Annotated in this window: 22 protein-coding genes; 5 read left to right on the top strand and 17 right to left on the bottom strand. The window is 67.1% G+C overall.

Going from position 1 to position 24,936, the window contains the following annotated elements:
- Positions 1-3: 3 nt before the first annotated feature.
- Positions 4-1,341 (bottom strand): chloride channel protein, encoded by a 1,338-nt coding sequence (locus NX784_RS01125; protein ID WP_258814835.1) that lies wholly within the window; start codon positions 1,339-1,341, stop codon positions 4-6.
- A gap of 74 nt (positions 1,342-1,415) precedes the next feature.
- On the opposite strand from NX784_RS01125, the gene NX784_RS01120 reads away from it, so the two are divergent.
- Entirely contained in the window at positions 1,416-1,928 is a 513-nt protein-coding gene (locus NX784_RS01120) for a MarR family winged helix-turn-helix transcriptional regulator (RefSeq protein ID WP_258814834.1), read from the top strand.
- 172 nt (positions 1,929-2,100) lie between these two features.
- Here NX784_RS01120 and NX784_RS01115 read toward each other — a convergent pair whose 3' ends face one another.
- From NX784_RS01115 to cyoA, 8 genes are read right to left on the bottom strand one after another with little or no spacing between them, the layout of a single operon-like run.
- Positions 2,101-3,495, bottom strand: coding sequence for a metallophosphoesterase family protein (locus tag NX784_RS01115; RefSeq protein ID WP_258814833.1), 1,395 nt, complete (start codon positions 3,493-3,495; stop codon positions 2,101-2,103).
- A 53-nt stretch (positions 3,496-3,548) separates the two neighbouring features.
- Positions 3,549-4,100 carry a response regulator transcription factor gene (locus tag NX784_RS01110; protein ID WP_258814832.1) on the bottom strand — a complete coding sequence of 184 codons (552 nt, stop codon included), beginning with the start codon at positions 4,098-4,100 and terminating at the stop codon, positions 3,549-3,551.
- Complete coding sequence (locus NX784_RS01105) at positions 4,090-5,442, bottom strand: ATP-binding protein (protein WP_258815069.1); 1,353 nt, start codon at positions 5,440-5,442, stop codon at positions 4,090-4,092. Before NX784_RS01105 ends, NX784_RS01110 begins: the two co-directional genes overlap by 11 nt.
- 13 nt (positions 5,443-5,455) lie before the next feature.
- Positions 5,456-6,271 carry an SURF1 family protein gene (locus tag NX784_RS01100; protein ID WP_258814831.1) on the bottom strand — a complete coding sequence of 272 codons (816 nt, stop codon included), beginning with the start codon at positions 6,269-6,271 and terminating at the stop codon, positions 5,456-5,458.
- A complete protein-coding gene (gene cyoD, locus NX784_RS01095; protein WP_258814830.1) occupies positions 6,271-6,690 on the bottom strand; it encodes a cytochrome o ubiquinol oxidase subunit IV in 420 nt (139 codons plus the stop codon). Before cyoD ends, NX784_RS01100 begins: the two co-directional genes overlap by 1 nt.
- Positions 6,687-7,322: a cytochrome o ubiquinol oxidase subunit III gene (cyoC, locus tag NX784_RS01090; RefSeq protein ID WP_258814829.1), complete on the bottom strand. Its 636-nt coding sequence runs from the start codon at positions 7,320-7,322 to the stop codon at positions 6,687-6,689. The genes cyoD and cyoC overlap by 4 nt, the downstream gene beginning before the upstream one ends.
- The gene (cyoB, locus tag NX784_RS01085; protein WP_258814828.1) at positions 7,315-9,318 is read right to left on the bottom strand and encodes a cytochrome o ubiquinol oxidase subunit I; all 2,004 of its coding nucleotides are present in this window, start codon (positions 9,316-9,318) and stop codon (positions 7,315-7,317) included. The genes cyoC and cyoB overlap by 8 nt, the downstream gene beginning before the upstream one ends.
- 2 nt (positions 9,319-9,320) lie before the next feature.
- Positions 9,321-10,343: a ubiquinol oxidase subunit II gene (cyoA, locus tag NX784_RS01080; protein ID WP_258814827.1), complete on the bottom strand. Its 1,023-nt coding sequence runs from the start codon at positions 10,341-10,343 to the stop codon at positions 9,321-9,323.
- A 149-nt stretch (positions 10,344-10,492) separates the two neighbouring features.
- Here cyoA and NX784_RS01075 point away from each other — a divergent pair, with 149 nt between their 5' ends.
- On the top strand, positions 10,493-11,839 hold the full coding sequence (locus NX784_RS01075; RefSeq protein ID WP_166859213.1) for an MFS transporter: 1,347 nt from the start codon (positions 10,493-10,495) through the stop codon (positions 11,837-11,839).
- A 119-nt stretch (positions 11,840-11,958) separates the two neighbouring features.
- Positions 11,959-13,542 (top strand): EAL domain-containing protein, encoded by a 1,584-nt coding sequence (locus NX784_RS01070; RefSeq protein ID WP_258814826.1) that lies wholly within the window; start codon positions 11,959-11,961, stop codon positions 13,540-13,542.
- An 18-nt stretch (positions 13,543-13,560) separates the two neighbouring features.
- Here NX784_RS01070 and NX784_RS01065 read toward each other — a convergent pair whose 3' ends face one another.
- Positions 13,561-14,502 (bottom strand): manganese catalase family protein, encoded by a 942-nt coding sequence (locus NX784_RS01065; protein WP_258814825.1) that lies wholly within the window; start codon positions 14,500-14,502, stop codon positions 13,561-13,563.
- A gap of 293 nt (positions 14,503-14,795) precedes the next feature.
- On the opposite strand from NX784_RS01065, the gene NX784_RS01060 reads away from it, so the two are divergent.
- Positions 14,796-15,377 carry a hemerythrin domain-containing protein gene (locus NX784_RS01060; protein WP_258814824.1) on the top strand — a complete coding sequence of 194 codons (582 nt, stop codon included), beginning with the start codon at positions 14,796-14,798 and terminating at the stop codon, positions 15,375-15,377.
- 129 nt (positions 15,378-15,506) lie between these two features.
- Here the strand turns inward: NX784_RS01060 and NX784_RS01055 are convergent, their stop codons facing one another.
- The 7 genes from NX784_RS01055 to NX784_RS01025 form a co-directional block, all read right to left on the bottom strand.
- A complete protein-coding gene (locus NX784_RS01055; RefSeq protein WP_258814823.1) occupies positions 15,507-16,247 on the bottom strand; it encodes an LrgB family protein in 741 nt (246 codons plus the stop codon).
- Positions 16,240-16,599, bottom strand: a complete 360-nt coding sequence (locus NX784_RS01050; RefSeq protein WP_258814822.1) for a CidA/LrgA family protein — start codon at positions 16,597-16,599, stop codon at positions 16,240-16,242. The genes NX784_RS01055 and NX784_RS01050 overlap by 8 nt, the downstream gene beginning before the upstream one ends.
- Before the next feature lie 94 nt (positions 16,600-16,693).
- On the bottom strand, positions 16,694-18,115 hold the full coding sequence (locus tag NX784_RS01045) for an SH3 domain-containing protein (protein ID WP_258814821.1): 1,422 nt from the start codon (positions 18,113-18,115) through the stop codon (positions 16,694-16,696).
- Between the two features lie 67 nt (positions 18,116-18,182).
- Complete coding sequence (locus NX784_RS01040) at positions 18,183-20,195, bottom strand: methyl-accepting chemotaxis protein (protein WP_258814820.1); 2,013 nt, start codon at positions 20,193-20,195, stop codon at positions 18,183-18,185.
- Between the two features lie 8 nt (positions 20,196-20,203).
- Positions 20,204-21,037, bottom strand: coding sequence for a TorF family putative porin (locus tag NX784_RS01035; protein WP_258814819.1), 834 nt, complete (start codon positions 21,035-21,037; stop codon positions 20,204-20,206).
- Positions 21,038-21,442: 405 nt separating this feature from the next.
- Positions 21,443-22,522 (bottom strand): 4-hydroxyphenylpyruvate dioxygenase, encoded by a 1,080-nt coding sequence (gene hppD, locus NX784_RS01030; protein ID WP_258814818.1) that lies wholly within the window; start codon positions 22,520-22,522, stop codon positions 21,443-21,445.
- Between the two features lie 51 nt (positions 22,523-22,573).
- Positions 22,574-23,479, bottom strand: a complete 906-nt coding sequence (locus NX784_RS01025; protein ID WP_258814817.1) for a LysR family transcriptional regulator — start codon at positions 23,477-23,479, stop codon at positions 22,574-22,576.
- A gap of 112 nt (positions 23,480-23,591) precedes the next feature.
- Between NX784_RS01025 and hmgA the strand changes: the two genes are divergently transcribed.
- Positions 23,592-24,896, top strand: coding sequence for a homogentisate 1,2-dioxygenase (hmgA, locus tag NX784_RS01020; protein WP_258814816.1), 1,305 nt, complete (start codon positions 23,592-23,594; stop codon positions 24,894-24,896).
- Positions 24,897-24,936 lie beyond the last annotated feature (40 nt).

Here is a 24,936-nt window from a genome sequence, read left to right as displayed (position 1 = left end):
GCTTCAGTCCGCCTCTTCGAGTGGTTCCGGCGCCACGACCGGGGCCGGAATCCGGGCCAGTTGCATCCTGGCCAAGGTCGGGTACAACGGCCGGCTGATGAGGCGTGCGACGGCGAACGCGATCAGCGCGCACGCCATCAGGCTCAACACCATGGCATGCCCGTCGACCATTTCCATCACGATGATGAAGGCAGTCAGCGGTGCCTGCGTGGCGGCCGCGAGGAAGCCGACCATCCCGAGCGCGATCAGCGCGGGCACCTGCGCGTGGTACAACAGCAGCGCGACGTCGTTGCCGAACGCGGCGCCGATCGCCAGCGACGGCGCGAAGATGCCGGCCGGTACGCCGGCCCACGTCGTCAGCCACGTGGCGAGGAATTTGAAAGGTGCATACGCGAACGGCATCGCGGCGCTGCCCTCGACCATGTGGCGCGTGCTCGCATAGCCGGAGCCGAACGCGGCGCCGTCCGTCGCGAGGCCGATGATGGCGACCGCGAGCCCGCACACGGCCGCGAACAGCACGGGCCGGCGTGCGCGCAGCCGGCTGGCGACGTCCCTGCCGCCGCTCGACAGCGACGCGATCATCAGCCGCGAGAACAGGCCGCCGGCCAGCCCGGACAGGATCGCCACGAGCAGGCCGGGCAGCAACAGCCACAGGCCTACCCTCGGCGCGTGGATGACGCCGAAATAGGCGCCATCGCCGTGCGCAGAGACGCCGACGAGACCGGCCAGCACGATGCCGGCAATGATCAGGCCGCTGGAGCGCTGTTCCGGCGCACGCGCCAATTCCTCGATCGCGAACATGACCCCGCCCAGCGGCGTGTTGAACGCGGCCGCGATGCCGGCCGCGCCGCCCGCGACGAGCAGGCCGTGGATGCCGACGGCGCTGCCGGATGGGATCAGCCGGCGGGCCTGCAGCATCACGCCGGCCGCGATCTGCACGGACGGGCCTTCGCGGCCCAGCGACAGCCCGCCCAGCAGGCCGCCGGCGGTGAGCAGGATCTTGGCGATCGTCAGGCGCAGCGACACGAACAGGCCGCGCTCCGCGTCGCCGACTTTGGTGTCGAGGGTGGCCATCACTTGCGGGATGCCGGAGCCGGCGGCGCCCGGGAAGTAACGGCGGGTGCACCAGACGACGAGCGCCGTGCACGCGGGCGTCCAGATGAGAGGACTCCACCAGGCGAGCGCGCGCAGCGCGAGGAAGCGCTCGTACGCCTGGTCGGCGAGCCAGGAAAACCAGACGACCGTGAGGCCGGCCGCCCCGGCCAGCAGCATCACCGTGGCGCGCACGGCCCACAGGCGCCAGTCGCCCAGTTCGCGGCGCAGGTCCGGTGCCGCGTTCATCGTGGAGCCCGCGCGTGGCGTTGTCTGATCGTCATTTTGCGGCGGGCCGCCCGGTTTTCCGCTATCATTCTTGCATGTCCTCGTCTTCTCATTCCAACCCGGCCGCCGAGCCGGACACGCCGCCGTCGGGGCCACCTTCGACCCGGGTATTGCGCCAGTTCCGCGTTGTCTTCAATGCCGTCAAGACCCATTTCCGCCAGGTCGAGCGCGAGGCGGGTGTCGGCGGCGCCCAGCTGTGGGCGCTCTCCGTCATCGATCGCCGCCCCGGCATCGGCGTGACGGACCTCGCGCGCGAGCTAGACATCCACCAGTCCACGGCCAGCAACCTGATCAAGAGCCTCGTCGAACGTGGCCTCGTGGCGACGAGCCGCGAAGGCACGGACCGCCGCAGCGTGTCGCTGCGCATCCAGCCGGCCGGGGCCGACGTGCTGGGCAGCGCGCCGCTGCCCTTTGCCGGCGTGCTGCCGGACGCGCTGTCGGCGCTCGACGCGGCCACGTTGTCCCGCCTCGAGCACGACCTCGGCAAGCTGATCGCCCTGCTCGAAGCCGACGAAGCCAGCGGCAACGTGCTGCTGTCGCAGATGTAGCGCGCCGCGCACACATGAAAAATGGCCCGCGGCGCACCGCGGGCCCAAACAAGCAATCCTCATCGCTGATCGCGGGGCGGCTGGACGCTGCCCTGCTCACACGCTCATTGTGACACAAGCGATGTATCGCGGGCAATCACTTTTGTGGCAATGTAGTTTATGCACGCCACCTTCACACCTGCGGCACGGCGCAGCGGGAATGGCGTCCCGTCACGGTGCACGTATTGCGCTCCCGGCCGTCGCGGTCGTGGACGACGACGCGCCACGTGTCCGGACCCGTGCGCTCCATCGTCATGAATCCGAAGCCGTCGATCCAGGAGCTCAGTGCCTCGAGCACGGCGCCGGGCGCGGGCGACTGCCCGGCCGGCGGCGTGCGCGGCAAAGGGACGATGTCTTCCGCCGTGCCGGCGAAGCCCGCGACGAACTGTGTCGGGTGGTCGGTCGCAAAGCTCGTCTGCTCCCATAAGTGCACGTGGCCGGACAGCAGCACGTCGATCGACGACGGCAGCAGGCGCGGGTCGAGTGCGCCGAACGCCTGCGTCAGGCCGGCGTCGCCGCCGAACAGCGTGACGGCATCCGTCTTCGCATCGCGGGTCGCGCCGAACGCGTACAGCGGATGGTGGTCGACGGCGATGTTGTGGCGCCGCTGCCGCGCCAGCCGGTCGATCTTGCGCCACGTCTCGGCATAGCGCTGGATGCGCGCGTCGCCGGGCGCAAAGCCTTTCCAGTTCGTGTCCGCCGTATCGAACACGATCAGCTGGGCGTCGCCGCCGAGCGGGACGGCGTATGGATCCGTGTAGTCCGCGCGGCCGTCGGCGGCAGGATCGTCGCAGTTCGCGGCCGGGTCGTAGGCGTGGGCGTCGAGGAAGCGCCACCAGCCCTGCCCGCCCCGCGCGCACGTCTCGTGGTTCCCGCGCGCGAGCACCCACGGCGCGGCCGCGAGCAGCGCGCGCCCGGGCGCGAAGAAATCGGCATTCCACGCGTCCCAGCCGTAGCCGTACGGACTGCCCGCGCAACCGGGCCGGTCCGCGGGACACGGGTCTTCCCGGTAGTGATAGTCGCCCACGTGCACGACGAGGTCCGGCTTCCACGCGGCCGCGCTCGCGGCCACGCGCGCGAACGGGTACGCGGTCGGGTCGTTACAGTCCTGGAATTCCTTGCCCTTCAGGCGGCAGCCCGTGTCGCCGATCACGACGATGCGCGTCACCTCCGCCTTCGACAGCGGCAGCGCCTGGCCGGCGACTTCCACGTGCATGCTCCCAGCGGGGATCGTCGTCTCGCAAGACAGGACGGGGCTCGATGGCGCGTCCGGATGAAAGCTCGCGCTATGGCCCTTGCCGCGCGCCGGGATCGGCCCGAACGGCGCGCGCACCGCCATCGGCGCCGTGCGGCCGTCGATGGTGATCGCGGGGCAGCTGCGTGCCGTCGTGATGGCGCGTGCCTGCGCGGCGCCGTCCGCGCCGATGACGACGAACGCCGCTGCGGGCGGCTGCTGCGGGCCGAGGCCGGCACAGCCGGCCAGCAGCAGCGCCGCGGCCAGCGCGCCGGTGCGGGATTGGAGGAGCATAGGGGTCATCGCGTGTGTCCGGTAAAGCCGGCAATGTAGCACGGGCGCGCCGCTTACTTCACGCGCTGTTTTTCCAGCTTGCGCGCGAGCGTGCGGCGGTGCATGCCGAGCCGGCGCGCCGCTTCCGAGATGTTGAAGTCCGTCTCGGCCAGCACGGCGTGGATGCGTTCCCATTCCAGGGTCTTGATCGACGTGGAGCGGTTCGTCAGTTCCAGGTCCGTATTGCCCGCGACGTGGCCGAACGCGGCTTCGATGTCATCGGTGTTCGACGGCTTCGCGAGGTATTGGCAGGCGCCCAGCTTGATCGCCTCGACGGCGGTGCCGATGCTGGCGAAGCCCGTCAGCACGACGATCTGCATGTCCGGGTCGTGCGCATGCAGCATCTGCACGCACGCGAGCCCGGAGCTGTTGCCCTTCAATTTCAGGTCGACGACGGCATAGTTGGGCGTATGGTCCTTCAGCAGTTCCTGCGCCTCGTCGAGGCCCGGCGCCTGCAGCACCTTGTAGCCGCGCCGTTCGAACGAGCGGCCCAGCGTGCGGGCGAATGCGTCGTCGTCTTCGATGATCAACAGGAGGCGATCATCATCATCTTCTTCATGGGGCATGGTGGACATCCTTGTCGAGCGCGATCGCGGACAGCGGCAACGTCAGCGTGACGGCGGCGCCGCCTTCCGGGCGGTTCACCGCTTGCACCGTCCCGCCCAAGGTGCGGGCCACGTTCACGACGAGGAACAGGCCCAGGCCGCCGCCGGGGCGGCCTTTGCTGGACTGGTACGGTTTGCCGAACTGGGCCAGCATCGCCGGGGCGAAGCCGGGGCCGCGATCGAGCACGGTCAGTGCCAGCGTGCCGTCCGACACCTTCGCTTCCACACCGACCCAGTCGGGCGAGGCTTCCAGCGCGTTGTCCAGCACGTTGTCGATCATTTGTTTCAATGCGGAGTCGAATGCGACGGGCAGGTCGTGCTCGATGCGGTTGCGGTAGTCGAATTCGCGCACGGGCCGGCTGTGCTGCCATTCCTCGACGAGCTTGTCGAGGAAGCCGCGGATCGTCGTACGCACCGCGGATTCACCGCGCGCCTCGCCGGCCGACAGCAGGATGCCGCTCACGATGGACTTGCAGCGCTTGAGCTGCGTTTCCATTTCCGTGATCTCATCCAGCAGGTCGGGGTTCGCCTTGAATTCGCGCATGCGCTTCCAGTCGCCGAGGATCACGGACAGCGTCGCCAATGGCGTCCCCAGTTCGTGCGCGGCGCCCGACGCGAGGAGGCCCATCCTGACGATGTGCTCTTCCTCCGCGGCGCGCTGGCGCAGGTCGGCAAGCTGCGCGGCCTTGCCCTTCAACGTGTTCGTGATGCGCGAGATGAACACGACGAGCAGCGCCGCGTTCAACGTGAAGCAGATCAGCATGCCCTGCACGTACAGGCTCGAGATGCCGCGCGCGTGGTCGAACGGCAGCGCGAGCGGCTTCGCGAACACGGACAGGCCCGCGAGGCACGCGAGCGTGATGGCGACGATGGTCCACGTGGACCACGCTTCCAGCAGCACCGCGGACAGGATCACCTGCAGCAGGTACAGGAACGCGAACGGGTTCGTCGTTCCGCCGGACAGGTACAGCTGCATCGTGAGGCTGGCCACGTCGACGAGCAAGGCGAGGAACAACTCGCTGTTCGTGACGGGCCGGTGTTCGTGCCAGCGCAGATGGCTGGCGATGTTGAAGGCGATCAGGCACGCGAGCACCTCGAGCATCTGCACGAGCGGCAGCCGCACGTCGAACACGAGGATCGCGCCGGCGATGGTCGTGACCTGGCCGATGACGGCGATCCAGCGCAGCTCGATCAGCTGCAGCATGTTCTTGTGGCCCGCGACGTATTCGACGTCGGCGGCGGACGCCGTGCGGGCGCGCTGCGCCACGGCGTCGACAGCCTTGTCGGCGCCCCGCTCGACCATGCGCTTCAACAGATCAGTCGTGTCGTTCATCGTCCTCGTGTTCCCGGCCGTGGCCGCGCGCGACCCACCACCATGCGCCTGCGACCATCAAACCGAGAGCATACCAAGTGATGGCGTACACGAGGTGGCTGTTCGGGAAATTCACGACGGTGAGGCCGCCGACGGGCTGGTCGGGACTGTCCGGCGGATTCTGGCGCGCGGCCGCATCGACGAAGAACGGTGCTACGGCGCGCGCACCGACGAGTCCTCGCGCGGCGGCGATGGCGCCCACGTCGCGCGTGTACCAGCGGCCCGCGGCCGGGTCGTTCGTCCGTGTGAAGGCGCCGCCATGCTCGCTCGCGCGCAGCAGCCCCGTGACGTCAGCCGCAGCGCCATGGGCGTCCGCACAGGGATCGCCGGATGCGCGCCGCGGCGTGTAGCGCGTGCGTGCGCCCAGCTCGGCGGGAATGAAGCCGCGGTTGACGATGACGATCGCGCCCTCCGCCGTGCACATCGGCGTGAGCAGCCAGTAGCCGCTGCCCTCTTCCGTGAGGGCCTGGATGGGGGTCGTGAGATCGTAGAGATAAGTTCCGCGCAGCGCGACGTGGCGGTACTCGTCGGAAGCGGGAGTGATGCCGGCCCAGCGTTCGCGCGGCGGCGGAGGCGCCGGGGCGGCGTGCACGCGTGCGTTCACGCGTGCGATGAGGTCCAGTTTCCATTGCAGGCGGTAGACCTGCCAGGTGCCCAGACCGGCAAAGAGGACGATCAGCAGCAGCGCGCTCGCCGCCAGCAACGGAGAAGCAACCCGGTGCCGGCGGGCCGGCGCTGCCGCGGAATCGTCCCTCGCCATTACTGCATGTCGTGCATGCCGTGTACCGCGCCGCCGTCGTTGCCCATATTGGGCATCATGTTGGCGTTCATGTGGTACATGACCCAGACCGAGCCGGTCAGCACGATGAACAGCAGGATGACGGTGAGGATCAGCGCCATCATGTTCCAGCCGCCTTCCGACTTCGAGTTCATGTGCAGGAAGTACACCATGTGCACGACGACCTGCACGGCGGCGAAGCCGAGGATGACGAATTTCGTCGTGCCCGGTGCCAGCTGGTGGGTCATCACGACCCAGAACGGGATCGCCGTCAGGATCACGGACAGGATGAAGCCGATCGTGTAATCCTTGAAGCTGCCGTGGGCATGCAGGTGGTCGTCGTCGTGGTGGCCGTGACCATGGTGGTCGTGGTGGCCGTGGGCGTGGTGAAGATCGCTCATGGCAGAACTCCCATCAGGTAGACATAGGTGAACACGCCGATCCAGATGACGTCCAGGAAGTGCCAGAACATCGACAGGCAGGCGAGGCGGCGGTAGTTGGCGGCGTTGATGCCGTGCTTGCCGACCTGGACCATCAGCGTGACGAGCCACACGATACCGAAGGTCACGTGCAGGCCGTGCGTGCCGACCAGCGAGAAGAACGCGGTCAGGAAGCCCGAACGCCACGGGCCGTTGCCTTCGTGGATCAGGTGCGCGAATTCCTGCAGTTCCAGGAACAGGAAGCAGGCGCCGAAGATGCCCGTGACGAGCAGCCACATCTGGGTGCCCTTCACGTTCTTCTTCTGCGCGGCCAGCATGGCGAAGCCGTACGTGATCGACGAGAACAGCAGGAACGCCGTGTTCAGGGCGACGGTCGGCAGTTCGAAGATCTCGGCGCCCGACGGACCGCCCGCGTAGTTGCGGCCGAGGACCGCATACGTCGCGAACAGGCAGGCGAAGATGAGGCAGTCGCTCATCAGGTAGATCCAGAAACCGAGCAAGGTGCCGTTTTCCGGATGGTGCTCGCGCACGTAATAGCGCGAGCTCGGGTCGGCGCTCGCGGCGCCGGCGTGGGTTACGTTAATGTCAGACATGGGCTTCCAGCAAACGGGTGCGTTCTTCTTCCGTGCGGGTCACTTCGTCCGCCGGGATGTAGAAGTCGCGTTTGTAATCGAACGTGTGGTAGATGGCGACGGCGAGCATGCCGACGAAGGTCAGGCCCACCAGCAGCCACATGTGCCAGATGATGCCGAATGCCATCACGAACGTGATGCCAGGGATGACCGGACCGGCCCACGTGTTCTTCGGCATGTGGATGGCGACGTAGTCCTTCAGCGGACGCTTGTAGCCGTTCTTCTTCATGTCGGCCCACGTGTCGTTGTCGTGCACGACCGGGGTGAACGCGAAGTTGTAGTCCGGCGGCGGCGACGACGTCGACCATTCCAGCGTGCGGCCATTCCACGGGTCGCCCGTGACGTCGGCCAGTGCCTTGCGGTTCAGGATCGACACGAAGATCTGCATCAACAGGCAGCCGATACCGGCGGCGATCATCAGGGTGCCCAGCAGCGAGATCTGGAACAGGTAGTGGATCGACGGGTCGTCGAAGTGGCTCATGCGGCGGGTCACGCCCATGAAGCCGAGGATGTACGGCGGGGTGAACGCGACCCAGAAGCCGATCGACCACAGCCAGAACGAGTACACGCCCCACTTGCGGTCCAGGCGGAAGCCGAACATCTTCGGCCACCAGTAGTTGACACCCGCGAACAGGCCGAACAGCACGCCGCCGATGATGACGTTGTGGAAGTGGGCGATCAGGAACAGCGAGTTGTGCAGCACGAAGTCGGCCGACGGGATCGCCAGCATCACGCCGGTCATGCCGCCGATGATGAAGGTGATCATGAACGACACGGTCCACATCATCGGCAGTTCATAGCGGATGCGGCCCTTGTACATGGTGAACAGCCAGTTGAAGATCTTGGCGCCGGTCGGGATCGAGATGATCATCGTCGTGATGCCGAAGAACGAGTTCACGCTCGCGCCCGAACCCATCGTGAAGAAGTGGTGCAGCCACACGAGGTACGACAGGACCATGATCACGACGGTCGCATAGACCATCGACGAGTAGCCGAACAGGCGTTTGTTGCAGAACGTCGCGACGACTTCCGAGTAGATGCCGAACGCCGGCAGGATCAGGATGTAGACCTCGGGGTGGCCCCAGATCCAGATCAGGTTCACGTACATCATGGCATTGCCGCCCAGTTCGTTCGTGAAGAAGTGCGTGTCGAACAGACGGTCCAGGCCCAGCATGGCCAGGGTGGCGGTCAGGATCGGGAAGGCCATCACGATCAGGATGTTGGTGCACAGGGCGGTCCAGGTGAACACCGGCATCTTCATCAGGTCCATGCCTGGTGCGCGCATCTTGACGATGGTGACGACCAGGTTCACGCCTGACAGCAATGTGCCGACACCCGCCACCTGCAATGACCAGATGTAGTAGTCGACGCCCACGTCCGGACTCGCCAGGATGCCGGACAGCGGCGGGAACGCCAGCCAGCCGGTACGGGCGAATTCACCGACGAACAGCGAAGCCATCACGAGGATCGCGCCGGCCGTCGTCATCCAGAACGAGAAGTTGTTCAGGAACGGGAACGCCACGTCGCGCGCGCCGATCTGCAGCGGCACGACGTAGTTCATCAGGCCCGTCACGAATGGCATCGCCACGAAGAAAATCATGATCACGCCGTGGGCGGTGAAGACCTGGTCGTAGTGGTGCGGCGGCAGGAAGCCGTGCGAATCGCCGAACGAGAACGCCTGCTGGGCGCGCATCATCAGCGCGTCGGCGAAGCCGCGCAGGAACATCACGAGACCCAGCACCATGTACATGATGCCGATCTTCTTGTGGTCGATGCTGGTGAACCACTCGTTCCAGAGGTAGCCCCACAGCTTGAATTTGGTCAGGAGCGCCAGGCCGACGATGCCGCCCAGTGCCACCATGATAAAGGTACCGATCAGGATCGGCTCGTGGTAGGGAATCGCTTCCCAGCTGAGCCGACCGAAGATCAACTTCGCTAAGTCAAATTGCTCGTGCATGATTACTTCTTCTTTACGGAATCATTGGGCGTGGTGCAGACCTCGCCGTTGGCCTGGGCCAGGCGGGTCGCTGCCGCGTGTTGTGGCATGTTGCGCATCGCCATTTCGCGGGCCTTCTTGGCGTCCTCGTTCATCATCTTGTCCTGGCAGACGACGCCGTCGGCGACGCAGCGGTTCAGGACGCGATAGTAGAGGTCGTCGTCGACGGCCGCATAGCGGTGCACCGGCTCCTTGATGCTCGGCTTTTCGAGCGTCAGGTAGTTCGCGCGGTCGAGCTTGGCGCCGCTGCCGGTCTTGACCGACTGTACCCAGCTATTGAAATCGCCCTGGGGCACGCCACGGTAGCCGAAGCGCATGTCCGAGTAACCGGCGCCGCTGTAGTTGGCGGAGAAGCCCACCGACTGGATCGGCTTGTTCTGCACGGCGTTCAAGGTCGTTTCCATGCCCGGCATCGCGTAGATCATGCCCGCGAGTTCCGGCACGTAGAACGCATTCATGACCGACGTCGCGCTGATCTTGAAGCGCACCGGCACGTCGGTGGGGACGACCAGTTCGTTCACGGTGGCGATGCCCTGCTCCGGATAGATGAACAGCCATTTCCAGTCCATCGCCACGGCCTCGATCACGAGCGGCTTGGCCGACGCGGGCACCGGGCGGCCTTCGGCGAGGCGGTCCAGCGGGCGGTACGGATCGAGCTTGTGCGTCGAGATCCAGGTCACGAGACCCAGCACGATGATGATCAGCAGGGGCGCGCCCCAGATGACCAGTTCCAGCTTGGTCGAGTGGTCCCAGTCCGGCTCGTAGGCCGCTTCGGTATTGCTCGCGCGGTATTTACGGGCAAACCAGATAATCAGGATCATCACGGGGACGATAATCAGCAGCATCAGGATCACCGAAACGACGATCAGATCCGCCTCTTGCTTGGCGATGTCACCGGAAGGGTTCATCACCACCGTGTTGCAGCCGGCAAGGGCCGCTAACAGTGGGGAGAGGAACACTCCGCGACGGAGGGTCTTTGGAATCATGCTTTGTGTTTTACGTTACATGGGAAAAATAACATGCTAATGTAACGCCAACGGCGTGCGTTTGGCGATTGGACGTTTTGTCCTACCCTTATCCGTTTTGCAGCTTTTTTGAGGGGCCAAGGGCCGTCGGCAAATAAGGAGACGAAGACATGCAAGGCACCCCGAATACCTACGGCGGCGCAGGAGCCGCTCCCATCACAGCACCCCACTCCGGGGCCCGGAACATCAACACCCGCGACACGAACATTGCCCCGGGCGAGATCGCGGTCGGTGTCGTCATCGGCCGCGCTTCCGAATACTTCGACTTCTTTGTTTATGCGATCGCTTCGGTGCTCGTGTTTCCCGCCGTGTTCTTCCCGTTCGCCGACCGGCTGGAGGGCACGCTGTATTCCTTCGCCATCTTCGCGCTGGCGTACGTCGCGCGACCGATCGCGTCACTTGTCTTCATGGCAATCCAGCGTCATTACAGCCGCGAGATCAAGCTGACGATCGCGCTGTTCCTGATGGGCTCGGCGACGGTCGCCATCTCGATGCTGCCCACGTACTCCCGCTGGGGCGAGTGGTCGATCGTCTCGCTGGCCATCCTGCGCATCGGCCAGGGCGTGGCCCAGGGCGGGTCGTGGGACGGGCTGCCGTCGCTGCTCGCACTGAACGCACCCGAGAACAAGCGGGGATGGTACGCGATGTTGGGACAACTTGGCGCACCAACGGGATTCATCATCGCGGCGGGGCTGTTTTCCTACCTGATGGCGCAGCTGTCGCAGGACGATTTCCTCGTGTGGGGCTGGCGCTACCCGTTCTACGTGGCGTTCGCGATCAACGTCGTCGCCCTCTTCGCCCGCCTGCGCCTCGTCTCGACGCCGGACTACACGCACCTGCTGGACGAGCATGAGCTCGACCCGGCCCCGGCCCGCGAAGTGATCGGCAACCAGGGTACGAACATCGTCATCGGCGCCCTCGCCGCCCTGTGCAGCTATGCGCTGTTCCACCTTGTCACCGTATTCCCCCTGTCGTGGATCCAGCTCTATGACACCCGCTCGATGGCCGACTTCCTGCAGGTCCAGATCATGGGCGCGGGGCTGGGCATCGTGGGCGTGCTGGCCTCCGGCCTCATCGCCGACAAATTCGGCCGCCGCAACACGCTGGGCACCTTGGCCGCGCTGATCGCCCTGTTCTCCGGTTTCATCCCGACGTTGATGGACGGCGGCGTGGCCGGCCAGAACGCGTTCATCCTCATCGGCTTCCTGCTGCTGGGCCTGTCGTACGGCCAGGCCTCCGGCGCCGTGACGTCGAACTTCCTGCCGCAGTACCGCTACACGGGCGCCGCGCTGACGTCCGACCTCGCCTGGCTCGTGGGCGCAGCCTTCGCCCCGCTCGTGGCGCTGGGCCTCGCGGCGAACTTCGGCCTGGGCTACGTCAGCCTGTACCTGCTGTCCGGCGCCGTCGGATCGCTGGCCGCGCTGAGCCTGAACCGGGCGCTGGAGATCCGCAACTGATTCACTGTTTGAAGGAAGCAGAGCTTATGCCCCGGTTCGCCGGGGCATTTTTTTGCGGCCGCCGCCCCGGCGGCTATACTGAACACCCCCGATAACAAGAGAAAGACGACGGAGGAGCGATGCGCAGACGGGCGACGTTCGTCCTGACCCTGCTGGCGGCCGCGCTGGCGGCGGCCGGGCCGCCGTGGCTCGCGTTGCACGAAGCGCGGCGGCAGGCCTACGACACGGAAGCCGGCCTCGCGCTGAATTATGCGCAAGACGTGCTGCATCGTACGGACGAGACGGTGGGCCAGGCGCTGGACGCCATCGTGCAGCTGGAACGCGCCGGCCTGGCCTCGTGCACGGAACGCGCCCGAGCCGCGATGCGCGAAATCGACCTCACGTCCAGCTATATACAAGCCGTCGGCCATGTGCGCGACGGCACGATGGAATGTTCCTCGCAGGGCGGTCCGCCGGTGGCCCTCGACAAGCCCGCGTTCCGCACGTCGCGCGGCGTCTTCGTGTACGACGTCGTGCCGCTCGTGGCCGGCGGACCGAACCCGCTGCTGGGCCTCGCGCGCGGCGGCATCATCGTCCTCGTGCACCGCGACCTGCCGCTCGACATCTGGACGGCCGTGCCGGACGTCACGCTGGAGGTACTGCACCTGGAGGCCGGACGCACGCTGATGGCGCGCGGCCGCGTGGATCCCGCGTGGCTCGCGCGCCTGGGCACGCGCGATGCCGTCACCTTCGTTGCCGGAGACCGGCTCGTCGCGATGGTCCGCTCGCAGCGCTTCGTGTCGACGGCGGCTGTTGCCGCGGTGCCTGCGCATCACCTGGAACAGCGCGTCGCGACGACGACCCGCCGCCTCGTTCCCGTGGGGCTGTTCGCCGGCCTCGCCGCCGCCGCGGCGATCCTGCTGCTGGCGCGCCGCCAGACGTCGATGGCGGCGGCGCTGCGCGCCGGGCTGCGCCGCGACGAGTTCGTCTTGCTGTACCAGCCGCTCTTCGACCTGCGTGCCGGCGCCTGCGTCGGCGCGGAAGCTCTGCTGCGCTGGCGCCGCCCGACCGGGGAACTCATCGGGCCCGACCTCTTCATTCCCGTCGCCGAGCAGTCGGGCCTCATCACGCGCGTGACGGCGCGCGTGCTGGAGCTCGTCGAAAGGGACGCCGGTGGCTACCTGGCGCGCCACCCGGAGTTCCACATCGGGATCAACCTGGCGCCGGCCGACTTGCGCTCCCACGCGATCGTGGACGCGATCGACACGTTCCTGGCGCGCACAGGAGCGCGGCCGGCGAACCTGATCGTGGAAATCACCGAGCGCGGCTTCCTCGACCTCGATTCGGCCCGCACCGTCATCGCGGCGCTGCGCGGGCGCGGCATCGAAGTCGCGATCGACGATTTCGGCACCGGCTATTCGAGCCTGTCGTATCTGGAAACGCTCGACCTGGACTTCCTCAAGATCGACCGTTCCTTCATCGAGGCGATCGGCACGGACGCGCCGACGAGCCAGGTCGTCGGCCACATCATGGCGATGGCCCGCACGCTCGACCTGCGAATGATCGCGGAAGGTGTCGAGAGCGAAGCGCAGGCGGCGTTCCTGCGCACCCACGACGTGCACTACGCCCAGGGCTGGCTGTTCGGAAAACCGATGCCGTTCGCCGACGCGGCGTGGCTCGCCTCGTCGGCGCGCCGGCCATCCGTCCAGGCGGGCGCCGCCTGAACGGATGGATTAGCGGCATCAGTGCAGCGGCGGCGACCCGGGGCTCGGCTTTACCCCCGGGCTCACGGTCCGGCCGTCGGCCAGGGTCTGGTTTCCCATGCCCAGTTCCGCCCCGGTCTGCGGGTCGGAGCCCGGATCGGACATCGTCCGCTCGGCCATTTGGCGCAGAATGTCGACGTCCTTGGCCGGCAGCTTGACCTCCGCCTCGCCCGAGCCGCCGTCGACGGCTATCTGCTTGTCGCGGTCCGTCACGAAGTCCCAGTTCTCGCCCTGGTTCCACGGACCGCGCACCTCACCGGGACCCTGCGACATATTGAAATACGTGTTGGCGAAGCGCGGGTCGCCCGGCATTTTCCCCGGAGGGAAATTCGGGGTGATCGCGTACAGCGCCTTCTCGAACGATTTCTGGTGCGCGATCTCGCGCGTCATCAAGAAGCCCAGCGCCTCCTTCACGCCGGGGTCGTCCGTCAGCGCGATCAGGCGCTCGTAGACGATCTTGGCGCGCGCCTCGGCGGCGATGTTGGAGCGCAGGTCGGCCGTCGGCTCGCCGATCGTGTCGATATAGGCCGACGTCCACGGCACGCCGGCCGAGTTCACGAGCGCGGGGCCGCCGCCGTACAGCACTTGCGTCACGTGGCTGTCGTTGCCGGCACCCTGGATCTTCTTGTACAGGTCGGCCTCGCTGTCGACGGCTTCCGCGAGCTCGCCCTTCGCGCCCTTGTTCAGCATGGCGACGATGTGGCCGATCACCTCGAGGTGGCTCAGTTCTTCCGTCGCGATGTCGAACAGCATGTCCTTGCGGCCCGGATCGTCCTCGCTGACGGCCTGGGTGAAGTAGCGCATCGCGGCGGCCAGTTCGCCCTGCGGGCCGCCGAACTGTTCGAGCATGAGGTTGGCCAGACCCGGATTCGGCTCATTGACGCGCACGGTGTATTGCAGGCGCTTGTTGTGTGCAAACATTCCGATCCCTCCAGAGTGTGATTGGATGGCCGCGCGCCACGCGTTCTGCGTGATCGCGCGGACCTGCCGTCATCTTCGCAGTGTTACGGAACGCCGACGTCAGAAACGAAGCCGTGTCTGTGTAGGAGTCGAAGCGACGACCTGCCGAACCGACGGTACGCCGATTGCAGGCCCGGACCTCGTATCCCATGCGTCATCGGCCGACAGGATGGTGCGCCGCCCTCCTACGCGGCAGCGCTAGCGCGCGCACTACCATGCATCTATCCCGACGACACTGCACACAGGAGACGCTCATGTTTTCCCTGAAAAAACTCAGTCCGTCCATCACCGACATGATCCGTTTCGATCACTCGCACGTGATGGTGACGTTCCACCAGTACACCCGCGACAAGCGTCCGAGCGTCAAGAAGGCGCTGGCCGAAACGATCTGCGACGCGCTGGAAATTCACGCGACGCTCGAAGAGGAAATCTTTTATCCCGTCATGCGCGAACGCACCCACGACCAGAAAGTCATGGACAAGAGCGTGCCGGAACATGACGAGATGCGCGCCGTCATCGCGGAATTGCGCCGCACCGATCCGACATCGCCGCGCCACGACGACCTCGTGTTCGAACTGATGCGCGACGTGCAGCACCACGTGGCCGACGAGGAAACGGTGTTGCTGCCGGAAGCGGAGCAGGCGCTGAGCCGTGACCGCCTGTCCGAGCTGGGCGTGCAGATGACGAAGCGCCGCCTGGAACTGGTGACGCCGAAGGCCGGCAAGATCGCGAAGAACACGGCCGTCGCCTTCTCCGGCAGCACGGCCGCCATCGTCGTGGGCGTCGCGAGCGCCCTGTTCGCCGCGCGCGCGTTCACGCGCAAGCAGCCGGCTTGAAGTTTCCGCTGCGGCGCGAGCCGCTGCGTTACCGTTCCTGCCGCAGCGGCGCAAGCCGCATGCGCTCCCCGGCGGGACCTCGTGTCCTCGCCTCGCCCGCCACCGCGTCCGCGCGCGGTGGCGGGTTTCTCATTGGCCGAACCAGCCGAGCAGCAGCGGCACGAGCCACGGTGCCAGCAAGGCCGTGAGCACACCGTTCAAACCCATGCCGAGGCCCGCATAGGCGCCCATCTCCGGGCTGACCTGGAACGCACGCGCCGTGCCGATGCCGTGCGCGGCGACGCCCAGCGCGAGGCCCTGCGCCGCCTGCGACTCGATCCGCAGCGCGGCCATCAGGAAGCGCGCCGTGGCGGCGCCGAAGATGCCGGTGCCGACGACGAGGACGGCGGTCAGCGCCGGCAGGCCGCCCAGGTGTTCGGAGATGGCCATCGCGATGGGCGAGGTGGCCGACTTCGGCCCCAGCGACCGCGCGAGTTCCGGCGACGCGCCCATCAGCATGGCGATGCCGACGGCGCTGACGATCGCCGTGACGCAGCCGCACAGCAGCGCGCACGCGAGGGGAAACAGGCTGCGCCGCAGCCGCGGCACCTGGCGCGCGAGCGGCACTGCGAGGGCGACGGTGGCGGGCCCCAGCAGGAAGTGGACGAATTGCGCACCGGCGAAATAGCGCTGGTACGACATCCCGCTCGCCGCGAGCACCAGGCTCACGAGCGCGATCGCGATGGCGACGGGATTCGCCAGCGGCGAAAACCCGCAGCGCGCGTACACCCATTGCGCGAATAGATAGGCGCACAACGTGACGGTCAGGCCCAGCAGGGGCGAGGCCGACAGGTAGACCCAGAAATGGGTGAGTTCGTGGAAACTAAACATCGCCCCGCCCCTTCTTGTGCGCGGGTGTCAGCGCCTGCAGCACGAGCGCCGTGACGGCCAAGGTGAGCAACGTGCTGCCGACGACCGCCGCGCAGATCGCCAGCCAGTGCCCGTTGCCGCTGGCGGCCGCCACGACGATCCCGACACCGGCTGGCACGAACAGCAGCGACAAATGGCGCAGCAGCTCGTTGGCGCCCGCCTCGACGGTCTCGTGCAGCCGCGGATACGCGACGAGCGCCACGAGCAACAGCAGCATGCCGGCGACGGGACCGGGCACCGGGAACCCGGTCAGGAATACGAGCCCTTCTCCGAGACACTGGAATACGAGTAAAACGGCAAACGCGAGCAGCACGCGACCTCCTACGGCGACTTCATATTAGATGCGACCCCGGCGGGCCGCGCCGTCCGAAGCATAGCAGCAACGCGCAGGGCGCGTAGCCGGCCGGTCAGCGCCGCGTCGGCTGCACGAGGCTCGTCATCGCGTCCACGTACAACGTCGTGTCGTCCGCGTACAGCGGCAGCAGCGGCGTCACGGACACCTGGTTCAGCTTCGTGCGGCGCATCTGCCCGCTGGCCGGATCCTTGAACACGGCATATGGCACATCCTGGATCACGTACGGCTCACCGTCGACGTGACCGATGATCATCAGGACGTGGCCCGGCACGACGACGAGGTCGCCGACCTGCGCCTGCCGCAGCGCCTCCACGCGCGATGCGTGCGTGTCCTTGTCCGTGAACAGGCGGTGGCGCACGGCCGTCGTCGTGCCCTGCAGCGCGGAGCTGTGCTGCAGCAGGATGCCCGTGCTGCGGTAGGTTTCGCTGACGAGGCGACTGCAATCGCGGGCGTCGAACTGGTGGCCCCAGCCATAGCGCTCGCCGAGGAATTTGAAGGCCTGCCGGATGATGTTGGCGCGCGTGAGCGGCAGATAGCCCGGCGCGGTGTCGGCGCTGCGCCGGATCAGCGCGGGACGGAACGCCAGCGTGCCGTCGGCTTCGCGCACTGGCAGCTGCACGGCCCACGATGCGTACGGGCTCGCGCCGTTGACGGGGGCGTCCGCCGCCACGTCCGCACGTGGCAGCGCGACGCCCATGTCGAGATCCAGTGCCGAGACGGCCGGCAGCTCCGGCGTAAAGACGGTGCGGACGTGGTCGCCCGTGACGACGCGGCCCGGTGCCTTGTCCGCATAGCCGAACACGGCGTCGGCCGCGCCTTCGGCGATGTCGTCGCGGTGCACCCAGGCCGGACCCTGCGTCGTCACGGCGAGCAGCCAGCGCCCGTCCGCGCTCGCGTGCGCGATGAGCAGGGGTTCGCCGGGGAACAGCGTGCCGGCGGTCAGGCTTTCGTAGTCGCGCTGGTCGGCGGCCGCGTAGAACGCGCGGTCCGACGGCAGCGTGCGCATCGCGGCACGGCGCACGGCCAGGCCGTAGCGGGCCGGCGCCGTGGCGGCGATGCGGTTCGCGGCCTTGTTGTCGCGCAGGGATTGCAGCGTATCCGCGCCGACGGGGCGCCCCATGTCGTCGACGGCAAGTTTGACGGGCGATTGCTCCGCCTGGCGGATCCAGTCCACGACCGCGTCGTGCGTGAGGGGCGCGGGCAGATGGCGGATGTCGATGAAACCGCCGCCAGGAGCGTACGCCGCGGCGCGCTGGGCCGCCGTGGCCCGCGCATCGAGCAGCACCGCGTCCGGCGCGGCGGCGCGGTGGATCCAGTAATCGGAGGACAGCATCGCGTCGCTCAATGCGGGGATGCCAGAGACGGACAGCGCCGGCGGTGCCGCGGCGGCGCCCGTCGCGAGGGCGAGGCCGCACGCGAGCGCCGCCAGCGCGGGGACAAGTCGGTGGGTGGGCGGGGCTGCGCGCTTGGACATCGGTCTGCTCCGGATCGTTGGATCCGCAAGTGTAGACCAGTTGCCGGCGACGCGCAGCGCCTTGCGGTCAGGCCGCGGCCAGCAGTTTGCGCGGTGCCGGCGCGCCCAGCGCGGCACGAGCCGGCGCGCTCGCAGCCTCGACGCCATCGAGGCGGAATTCGCCGACGAGGGCCACGAGCAGCTCGGCCTGTTGATGCAGGCTGTCGGCCGCGGCGGCCGCTTCTTCCACGAGCGCTGCATTCTGCTGCGTCGTGCCGTCCATCTGCACGATGGCCTGGTTGACGTGGCCGATGCCCGTGCTCTGTTCCGCGCTGGCGGCCGTGATCTCGGCGACGATGTCGCTCACCTGGCGCACGCTGGCGACGACGTCGGCCATCGTTCGGCCGGCGTCCTGCACGAGCGCGCTGCCCGCCTCCACTTTGCCGGATGCGTCGCCGATCAGGGTCTTGATTTCCTTCGCGGCGCCGGCGCTGCGCTGGGCCAGCGCCCGCACCTCGGACGCGACGACCGCGAAGCCGCGGCCCTGTTCGCCCGCACGCGCCGCCTCGACGGCCGCGTTCAGCGCGAGGATGTTCGTCTGGAACGCGATGCTGTCGATCACGCCGATGATGTCCACGACCCTGCGCGATGCCGTGTCGATCGCGGCCATCGTCCCGACGACTTCCGCGACGACGGCGCCGCCGCGCTGCGCCGTCTCCGACGCCGACAACGCGAGCTGGTTCGCCTGGCGGGCATTGTCCGCGTTCTGCTTCACGGTCGACGTCAGCTGTTCCATCGACGCCGCCGTCTCTTCGAGCGCGCCGGCCTGCTGCTCCGTGCGGCCCGACAGGTCCATATTGCCCTGGCTGATCTCGACGCTCGCGGCGGCCACACTGCCGGCGCTCGCGCGCACCTGCACGAGGACGTCCTGGATTTTTGCCACGAAGCCGTTGAAGCCGGCGGCGATGAGGGCCAGTTCGTCGTGGCCGCGCGCGTCGAGGCGGGCCGACAGGTCGGCATTGCCGCCGGCCAGGTCCGTCATCGTGGCGCCGAGCACGCGCAGCGGGCGGGTCAGGCGGCGCTGCACGGCGACCATCACGATCGCGGCGACGATCGCGCAGATCAGCGACGCGAACAGCGAATAGCCGATCAGCTGGCGCGCGCTGGCCGTCGCCACGCTCTGCGGGAATGTGAGCTGGATGGCCCACGGCGCGATGTCCTCGTGCAGCCGGAGCGGCTGCAGCAGGTGCACCATGTGGGCGCCGTCGACGAATTCGTACGTCCGGCCCGCGCGCACGGCGGCCAGCGCGGCGGCCGGCAGGTCGGCGGCCTTCTTGCCGGTCTTCGCCGCATCCGGGTTGCTCGCGTACAGGCCGCCGTTCGACACGAGCGACAAGTGGCCGCCATCGAGGACGCGGATCGCGCCGAGGATCTCGCCCAGGTGCGTCAATTGGAAGTCGGCGCTGGCCGTGCCGCGGAACTCGCCCTTGACGAGGATCGGCGCGACGAGCGACGCCATCATGATGTCCTTGCCGTTGACGGGATACGTGTACGGCTCCGTGAAGAACACCTTGCCGGTGCGCTTCGGGATGTCGTACCAGTCGTTCGCGCCCGGCGTCGTCGGCCACACGATGGGTTCCACGTGCATGGTGCCGTCCGTGTTGCGCGTGTAATACGGCATGTAGCGGCCCGTCGCATCGTATTCGGGGCCCTTGCCCGCGTAGTCGGCGTCCTTGCCGTCCAGCGCGTTCGGTTCCCACGTCACGGCGCCGCCGATGAAGTCGCCCGAACCGCGGATCGTCGCCTGGGTCATCGCGGCGGACTGCTCGCGGGTGGGCGCGATGTCGCCCGCGCGCAGCGTGCTCATGGCGCCGGCGAGGTTGGCGACGGCGCCCAGCTTGGCCCCGAGCTGCGCCTGCACGGCGGCGGCTGCTTCGCGCGCGGACGTGCGCGCGAGGTGCATGCTCGCGTCTTCGGCGGAATCGCTGCTGCGCACGGCGATGACGGCGGACGTGACCGCGAGGCTCAGCACGACGAGCGTGGTGGCCGTGGCGCAGATCTTCGCCGTCAGGGACAGCGACGACAGGGGGGTGCGGTTCATGGATTCTCCTAGAATTTGCGGGTCAGCGACAGCACGATGGCGCGCCGCGCGACGTTCGACACGGCCAGGTGGCCGTCGGAACGGGGCACGCCCGTCGTGTAGCGGTCATAGACGCCCGTCGCGCCCAGCGCGCGGGTGTAGTTCACGGCGACGGTCCAGCCGTCCTCGAGCTTGTGGGTCAGGCCGGCCTTGACGTCGCGCCAGTCCCAGATGCCGTTGCCGCTGCCGGCCACGCGGCCGTCGCCCGCGTGCAGGTTCAACGTCAGCGACTTGGTCAGCGGCTGGTCGGCACCGACGTCCAGGTAGCCCGTGCCGCGGGCGTTCTGGATGCCGAAGAAATCGCGGCTGAACGTGTAGTTGTAGCGGGCGTACAGCGACTTCCAGCTGATGCCGCCGGACAGCTCGCCATAGTCGAACGACGTATCCGTCGCGCTGATGCGGGCGCCCGGGTATTTGTACCAGTAGACCATCGCGGACCAGCCGATGGGGCCGGCATTGCCGCTGTAGCCGCCGTACAGGTCCCATTCGACGGAACCCTTCTCGATGAAGCGGTCGTCGACGTTGATGACGGACGTGCCCGCCGACCAGCCGCTCGGATGCGCGTAGTCGACGGCGGCCATCGCGGCCGGCCGGCCCCACGTCTGGCGGATGCCGCGCGAGATGTATTGCGAGCTGACGGACACCGTCGCGCTCAGCGGGCTCTCGGCCGTCGGCGTCTCCGCGGTGATCGGTGCGTCGGGCGTCGCTTCGCCCGCGTGCGCGAAGGTGCAGGCGGCCAGCAGGCAGGCAAACGGGGCGAGGCGCCGGGTCGGCGCGAGGGCCGGACGGTGTCGGGTGCTCATGGTGTCGGTAGTCGGGGTTCGTGAACGGCGACGTGCGCCACCGTGGGTGGCCGAGCCGGTTCGGTTACTGAAAGTCGATCGGCATTAGTGCCGTACGGAAATTCTAGTGTGTGCTCAGCGTTTTTTGGTTACAAATTTGCGTGAAATTTGTGGGAAACGCTGGAATGAGACATGCGCGCAACAGTTTGAGGTTGCGGCATTATTTGACTGGAAATGAAACGAACGAGCGTTCTTGGAGAAGCGCCAACATGCTGAATTGATGAGGGTTTTGTAGGGTGGACGGCTCCGCCGTCCACGCGTTCAAGACACGTTGGCATCGCACCGGCGTGCTTTTCGTCCAAACATGCGCTTGTTGGACGCGTGGACGGCGAGCCGTCCACCCTACGACGGCGCCGATAACGATGGTTACGCGGCGGTCTTGAGCGCCCCGCGCTTGAGCTGGTCGCGCTCGATCGATTCGAACAGCGCCTTGAAGTTACCTTCGCCGAAGCCCTCGTCACCCTTGCGCTGGATGAATTCGAAGAACACGGGCCCCAGCTGCGTCTCGGAGAAGATCTGCAGCAGCAACCGCTGATTACCGTCCTCCACGGTGCCGTCGACGAGCAGGCCGCGTGCCTTCAGCGCTTCCACGTCCTGGCCGTGGCCCGGGATACGCCCTTCCAGCATCTCGTAATACGTGCCTGGCGGCGCGGCCATCAGCGGGACACCGGCCGCCCGCAAGCCGTCGACGGTCGCGAAGATGTCTTCCGTCAGCAGCGCGATGTGCTGGATGCCTTCGCCGTTGTACTTCAGCAGGAATTCCTCGATCTGGCCGCCGCCCGCCTTGCCCTCCTCGTTCAGCGGGATGCGGATCATGCCGTCCGGCGCCGTCATCGCCTTCGACGTCAGGCCCGTGTACTCGCCCTTGATGTCGAAGTAGCGGATCTCGCGGAAGTTGAACAGTTTCTCGTAAAAGCCGGCCCAGTAGGTCATGCGGCCGCGGTACACGTTATGCGTCAGGTGATCGATGATCTTCAGGCCATGGCCCACCGGGTGGCGCTCCGTGCCGTCGATCCATTCGAAGTCGATGTCATAGATCGACTTGCCGTCTTCAAAACGGTCGATGAGGTAGAGCGGCGCGCCGCCGATGCCCTTGATAGCCGGGAGGCGCAGCTCCATTGGGCCGGTGGGAATGTCGAGCGGCTGGGCGCCCAGCTCGAGCGCGCGCGCGTAGGCTTTATGGGCGTTCTGGACGCGGAACGCCATGCCGCAGGCCGACGGGCCGTGCTCGGCCGCGAAATAATACGCGGCGCTCTTCGGCTCGTTGTTGACGATGAAGTTGATGTCGCCCTGGCGGTACAGCACGACGTCCTTCGAGCGGTGCACGGCGACTTTCTTGAAGCCCAGTGCCTCGAACACGGGTTCCAGCACGCCCGGGGTGGGCGATGCGAATTCCACGAATTCGAAGCCCATCAGCCCCATCGGATTGTCAAACAGGTCGGCCATTGTCTATTCCTCTATCATTAAAATGTTCGCGGCTCCCGGCGCGTTCGTCTGTCATTCCGCGAACACGTCGGCAATCAGTCCCCGCAGCCACTGGATGCCGGGATCGTGGTTGAAGCGCCGGTGCCAGAAGACGTTGGTCTGCAACGTCGGCAGGGCGAGCGGCGGCTCGATCCACTTCAGGCCGAACGGGCTTGCCGCGCTCTCGGCCAGTTTTTGCGGCACCGTCACCACCAGCTCGCTCGTGCTGACGATGTACGGCACCGCGGTGAAATGCGGCACCCGGAAGCGGGCGCCGGCCGTCACCCCGGCCTTTTCCAGTAATCCATTGATGCGGTCGTAAGGGCTCTGGGCCGCATCGACGATCAGGTGCGGCGCCGCCACGAAGCGCGCCAGGTCCACCTTGCCCTTCGCCAGCGGATGATCCTTGCGGAACATGCTCACGAAGCGCTGGCGGAACAGCGCGCGGTGGTACAGCGCTTCCGACACGTCCTCGAACGCGCCGATCGCGAGGTCCACCCTGCCCGTCTCCATGTCGTCCTTCAAGGTCAGCCCGTTCGCCCGGATCGACGCGATTTCCACGTTCGGGGCGATCGCCCGGCAGCGCTCGATCAGCACCGGCATGAAGTACACCTCGCCCACGTCCGTCATCGCCAGCGTGAAGCGGCGGCCGCTCGTGGCCGGGTCGAAACGGCTGCGCTGCGACAGCGCGAGGGCCACCTGGGCCATCGCGGCGCCGATCGGCTCGGCCATCTGCTGCGCGAGCGGCGTGGGCTGCATGCCGTACGCCGTGCGCACGAACAGCTCGTCGCCGAACGTACGCCGCAGCCGCGCCAGTGCGTTGCTCACGGCCGATTGCGTCAGGCCCAGCCGCCTCGCGGCGGCCGAGATCTGGCGTTCGCGATAGACCTCCTGAAATACCGACAACAGATTCAGGTCGATGCTAGAGGGTTCGATCATGCACGAGATAGTGTTATTGATAGTCTAAATAGTCTACATTTTTGTATTCATCTCGTAAAACTGCGCTTAGTCCTCTACAGTGTCGTAAACACCACGCATTCTGGAGAGACCCTTGACTGTTTCGACTGACGGCTACCTGTCCGGCTTCGGCAACGAGTTCGCGACGGAGGCCCTGCCCGGCGCCCTGCCGGCGCACCGCAATTCGCCGCAGCGCGTCGCTTACGGCCTGTACGCTGAACAATTGTCCGGGACGGCCTTCACGGCACCGCGCGGCCACAACCGCCGCTCCTGGCTGTACCGCATCCGGCCGGCCGCCATGCATGGCCCGTTCGAACCGATGGGCAATGGCCGCATCGCGGCCGGCTTCGACGGCATCGCGCCGTCGCCGAACCAGATGCGCTGGAGTCCCCTTCCGATGCCGGATGCGCCCACCGACTTCGTCGACGGCCTCGTGACGATGGCGGGCAACGGCTCGCCGGCCGCCATGACCGGCTGTGCGATCCACGTGTATGCGGCAAACCGCCCCATGCAGGGGCGCTATTTCTACAGCGCGGACGGCGAGATGCTGATCGTGCCCCAGCAAGGACGCCTTGCCATCGCGACGGAACTGGGCCTGCTGGCCGTCGAACCGCAGGAAATCGCCGTGATCCCGCGCGGCGTCCGTTTCAAGGTCGACCTGCCAGACGGCGAGGCACGCGGCTATGTCTGCGAAAACTTCGGCGCCCTGCTGCGCCTGCCGGACCTCGGGCCGATCGGCTCGAACGGCCTCGCGAACCCCCGCGACTTCCTCACCCCGGTCGCGCGCTACGAGGATGTCGAAGGCGATTTCGAACTGGTCGCGAAATTCGGCGGCAACCTGTGGAAGGCCAGCATCCGCCACTCGCCGCTGGACGTCGTCGCGTGGCACGGCAACTATGTGCCGTACAAGTACGACCTCCGGCACTTCAACACGATAGGCTCCATCAGCTACGACCATCCGGACCCGTCCATCTTCCTCGTGCTGCAGGCGCCGTCCGACACGCCCGGCGTCGACACCCTGGACTTCGTCATTTTCCCGCCCCGCTGGCTGGCTGGCGAGGACACGTTCCGCCCGCCCTGGTTCCACCGCAACGTCGCGAGCGAATTCATGGGTCTCGTGCACGGCGCCTACGATGCGAAGGCCGATGGCTTCGTACCGGGCGGCGCCAGCCTGCACAACTGCATGAGCGGGCACGGCCCGGACGCCGCCACGTTCGACAAGGCGAGCGGCGCCGACACGAGCCGCCCGCACAAGGTCACGGACACGATGGCGTTCATGTTCGAGACGCGCAATCCGCTCGTCGCGACGCCGTATGCGCTGCAATCGCCTCAGCTGCAAGGCAATTACCAGGAATGCTGGGCCGGCATCGCCAAGCATTTCAATCCAGCAAAGCCCTGATTGGCCGGGTCGAGCTGTGCGACCCGACCCCGTTGCGTCA

Origin of the sequence: Massilia pinisoli, assembly GCF_024753285.1 — a bacterium.
Classification (GTDB): domain Bacteria; phylum Pseudomonadota; class Gammaproteobacteria; order Burkholderiales; family Burkholderiaceae_D; genus Telluria; species Telluria pinisoli.
The sequence above is the reverse complement of the archived record's forward strand: the minus strand, read 5'-3'. Positions and strand labels throughout refer to the sequence as shown.

Coding starts and splice junctions, on each gene's coding strand:
- NX784_RS01025 (WP_258814817.1), bottom strand. CDS start 23,479: ATGATCGAACCCTCTAGCATCGACCTGAATCTGTTGTCGGTATTTCAG.
- cyoC (WP_258814829.1), bottom strand. CDS start 7,322: ATGTCTGACATTAACGTAACCCACGCCGGCGCCGCGAGCGCCGACCCG.
- NX784_RS01060 (WP_258814824.1), top strand. CDS start 14,796: ATGTTTTCCCTGAAAAAACTCAGTCCGTCCATCACCGACATGATCCGT.
- NX784_RS01045 (WP_258814821.1), bottom strand. CDS start 18,115: ATGTCCAAGCGCGCAGCCCCGCCCACCCACCGACTTGTCCCCGCGCTG.
- NX784_RS01120 (WP_258814834.1), top strand. CDS start 1,416: ATGTCCTCGTCTTCTCATTCCAACCCGGCCGCCGAGCCGGACACGCCG.
- NX784_RS01065 (WP_258814825.1), bottom strand. CDS start 14,502: ATGTTTGCACACAACAAGCGCCTGCAATACACCGTGCGCGTCAATGAG.
- hppD (WP_258814818.1), bottom strand. CDS start 22,522: ATGGCCGACCTGTTTGACAATCCGATGGGGCTGATGGGCTTCGAATTC.
- NX784_RS01125 (WP_258814835.1), bottom strand. CDS start 1,341: ATGAACGCGGCACCGGACCTGCGCCGCGAACTGGGCGACTGGCGCCTG.
- NX784_RS01105 (WP_258815069.1), bottom strand. CDS start 5,442: ATGGTCGAGCGGGGCGCCGACAAGGCTGTCGACGCCGTGGCGCAGCGC.
- cyoD (WP_258814830.1), bottom strand. CDS start 6,690: ATGAGCGATCTTCACCACGCCCACGGCCACCACGACCACCATGGTCAC.
- NX784_RS01075 (WP_166859213.1), top strand. CDS start 10,493: ATGCAAGGCACCCCGAATACCTACGGCGGCGCAGGAGCCGCTCCCATC.
- NX784_RS01100 (WP_258814831.1), bottom strand. CDS start 6,271: ATGGCGAGGGACGATTCCGCGGCAGCGCCGGCCCGCCGGCACCGGGTT.
- cyoB (WP_258814828.1), bottom strand. CDS start 9,318: ATGCACGAGCAATTTGACTTAGCGAAGTTGATCTTCGGTCGGCTCAGC.
- NX784_RS01040 (WP_258814820.1), bottom strand. CDS start 20,195: ATGAACCGCACCCCCCTGTCGTCGCTGTCCCTGACGGCGAAGATCTGC.
- NX784_RS01115 (WP_258814833.1), bottom strand. CDS start 3,495: ATGCTCCTCCAATCCCGCACCGGCGCGCTGGCCGCGGCGCTGCTGCTG.
- NX784_RS01035 (WP_258814819.1), bottom strand. CDS start 21,037: ATGAGCACCCGACACCGTCCGGCCCTCGCGCCGACCCGGCGCCTCGCC.
- NX784_RS01055 (WP_258814823.1), bottom strand. CDS start 16,247: ATGTTTAGTTTCCACGAACTCACCCATTTCTGGGTCTACCTGTCGGCC.
- NX784_RS01070 (WP_258814826.1), top strand. CDS start 11,959: ATGCGCAGACGGGCGACGTTCGTCCTGACCCTGCTGGCGGCCGCGCTG.
- cyoA (WP_258814827.1), bottom strand. CDS start 10,343: ATGATTCCAAAGACCCTCCGTCGCGGAGTGTTCCTCTCCCCACTGTTA.
- NX784_RS01110 (WP_258814832.1), bottom strand. CDS start 4,100: ATGCCCCATGAAGAAGATGATGATGATCGCCTCCTGTTGATCATCGAA.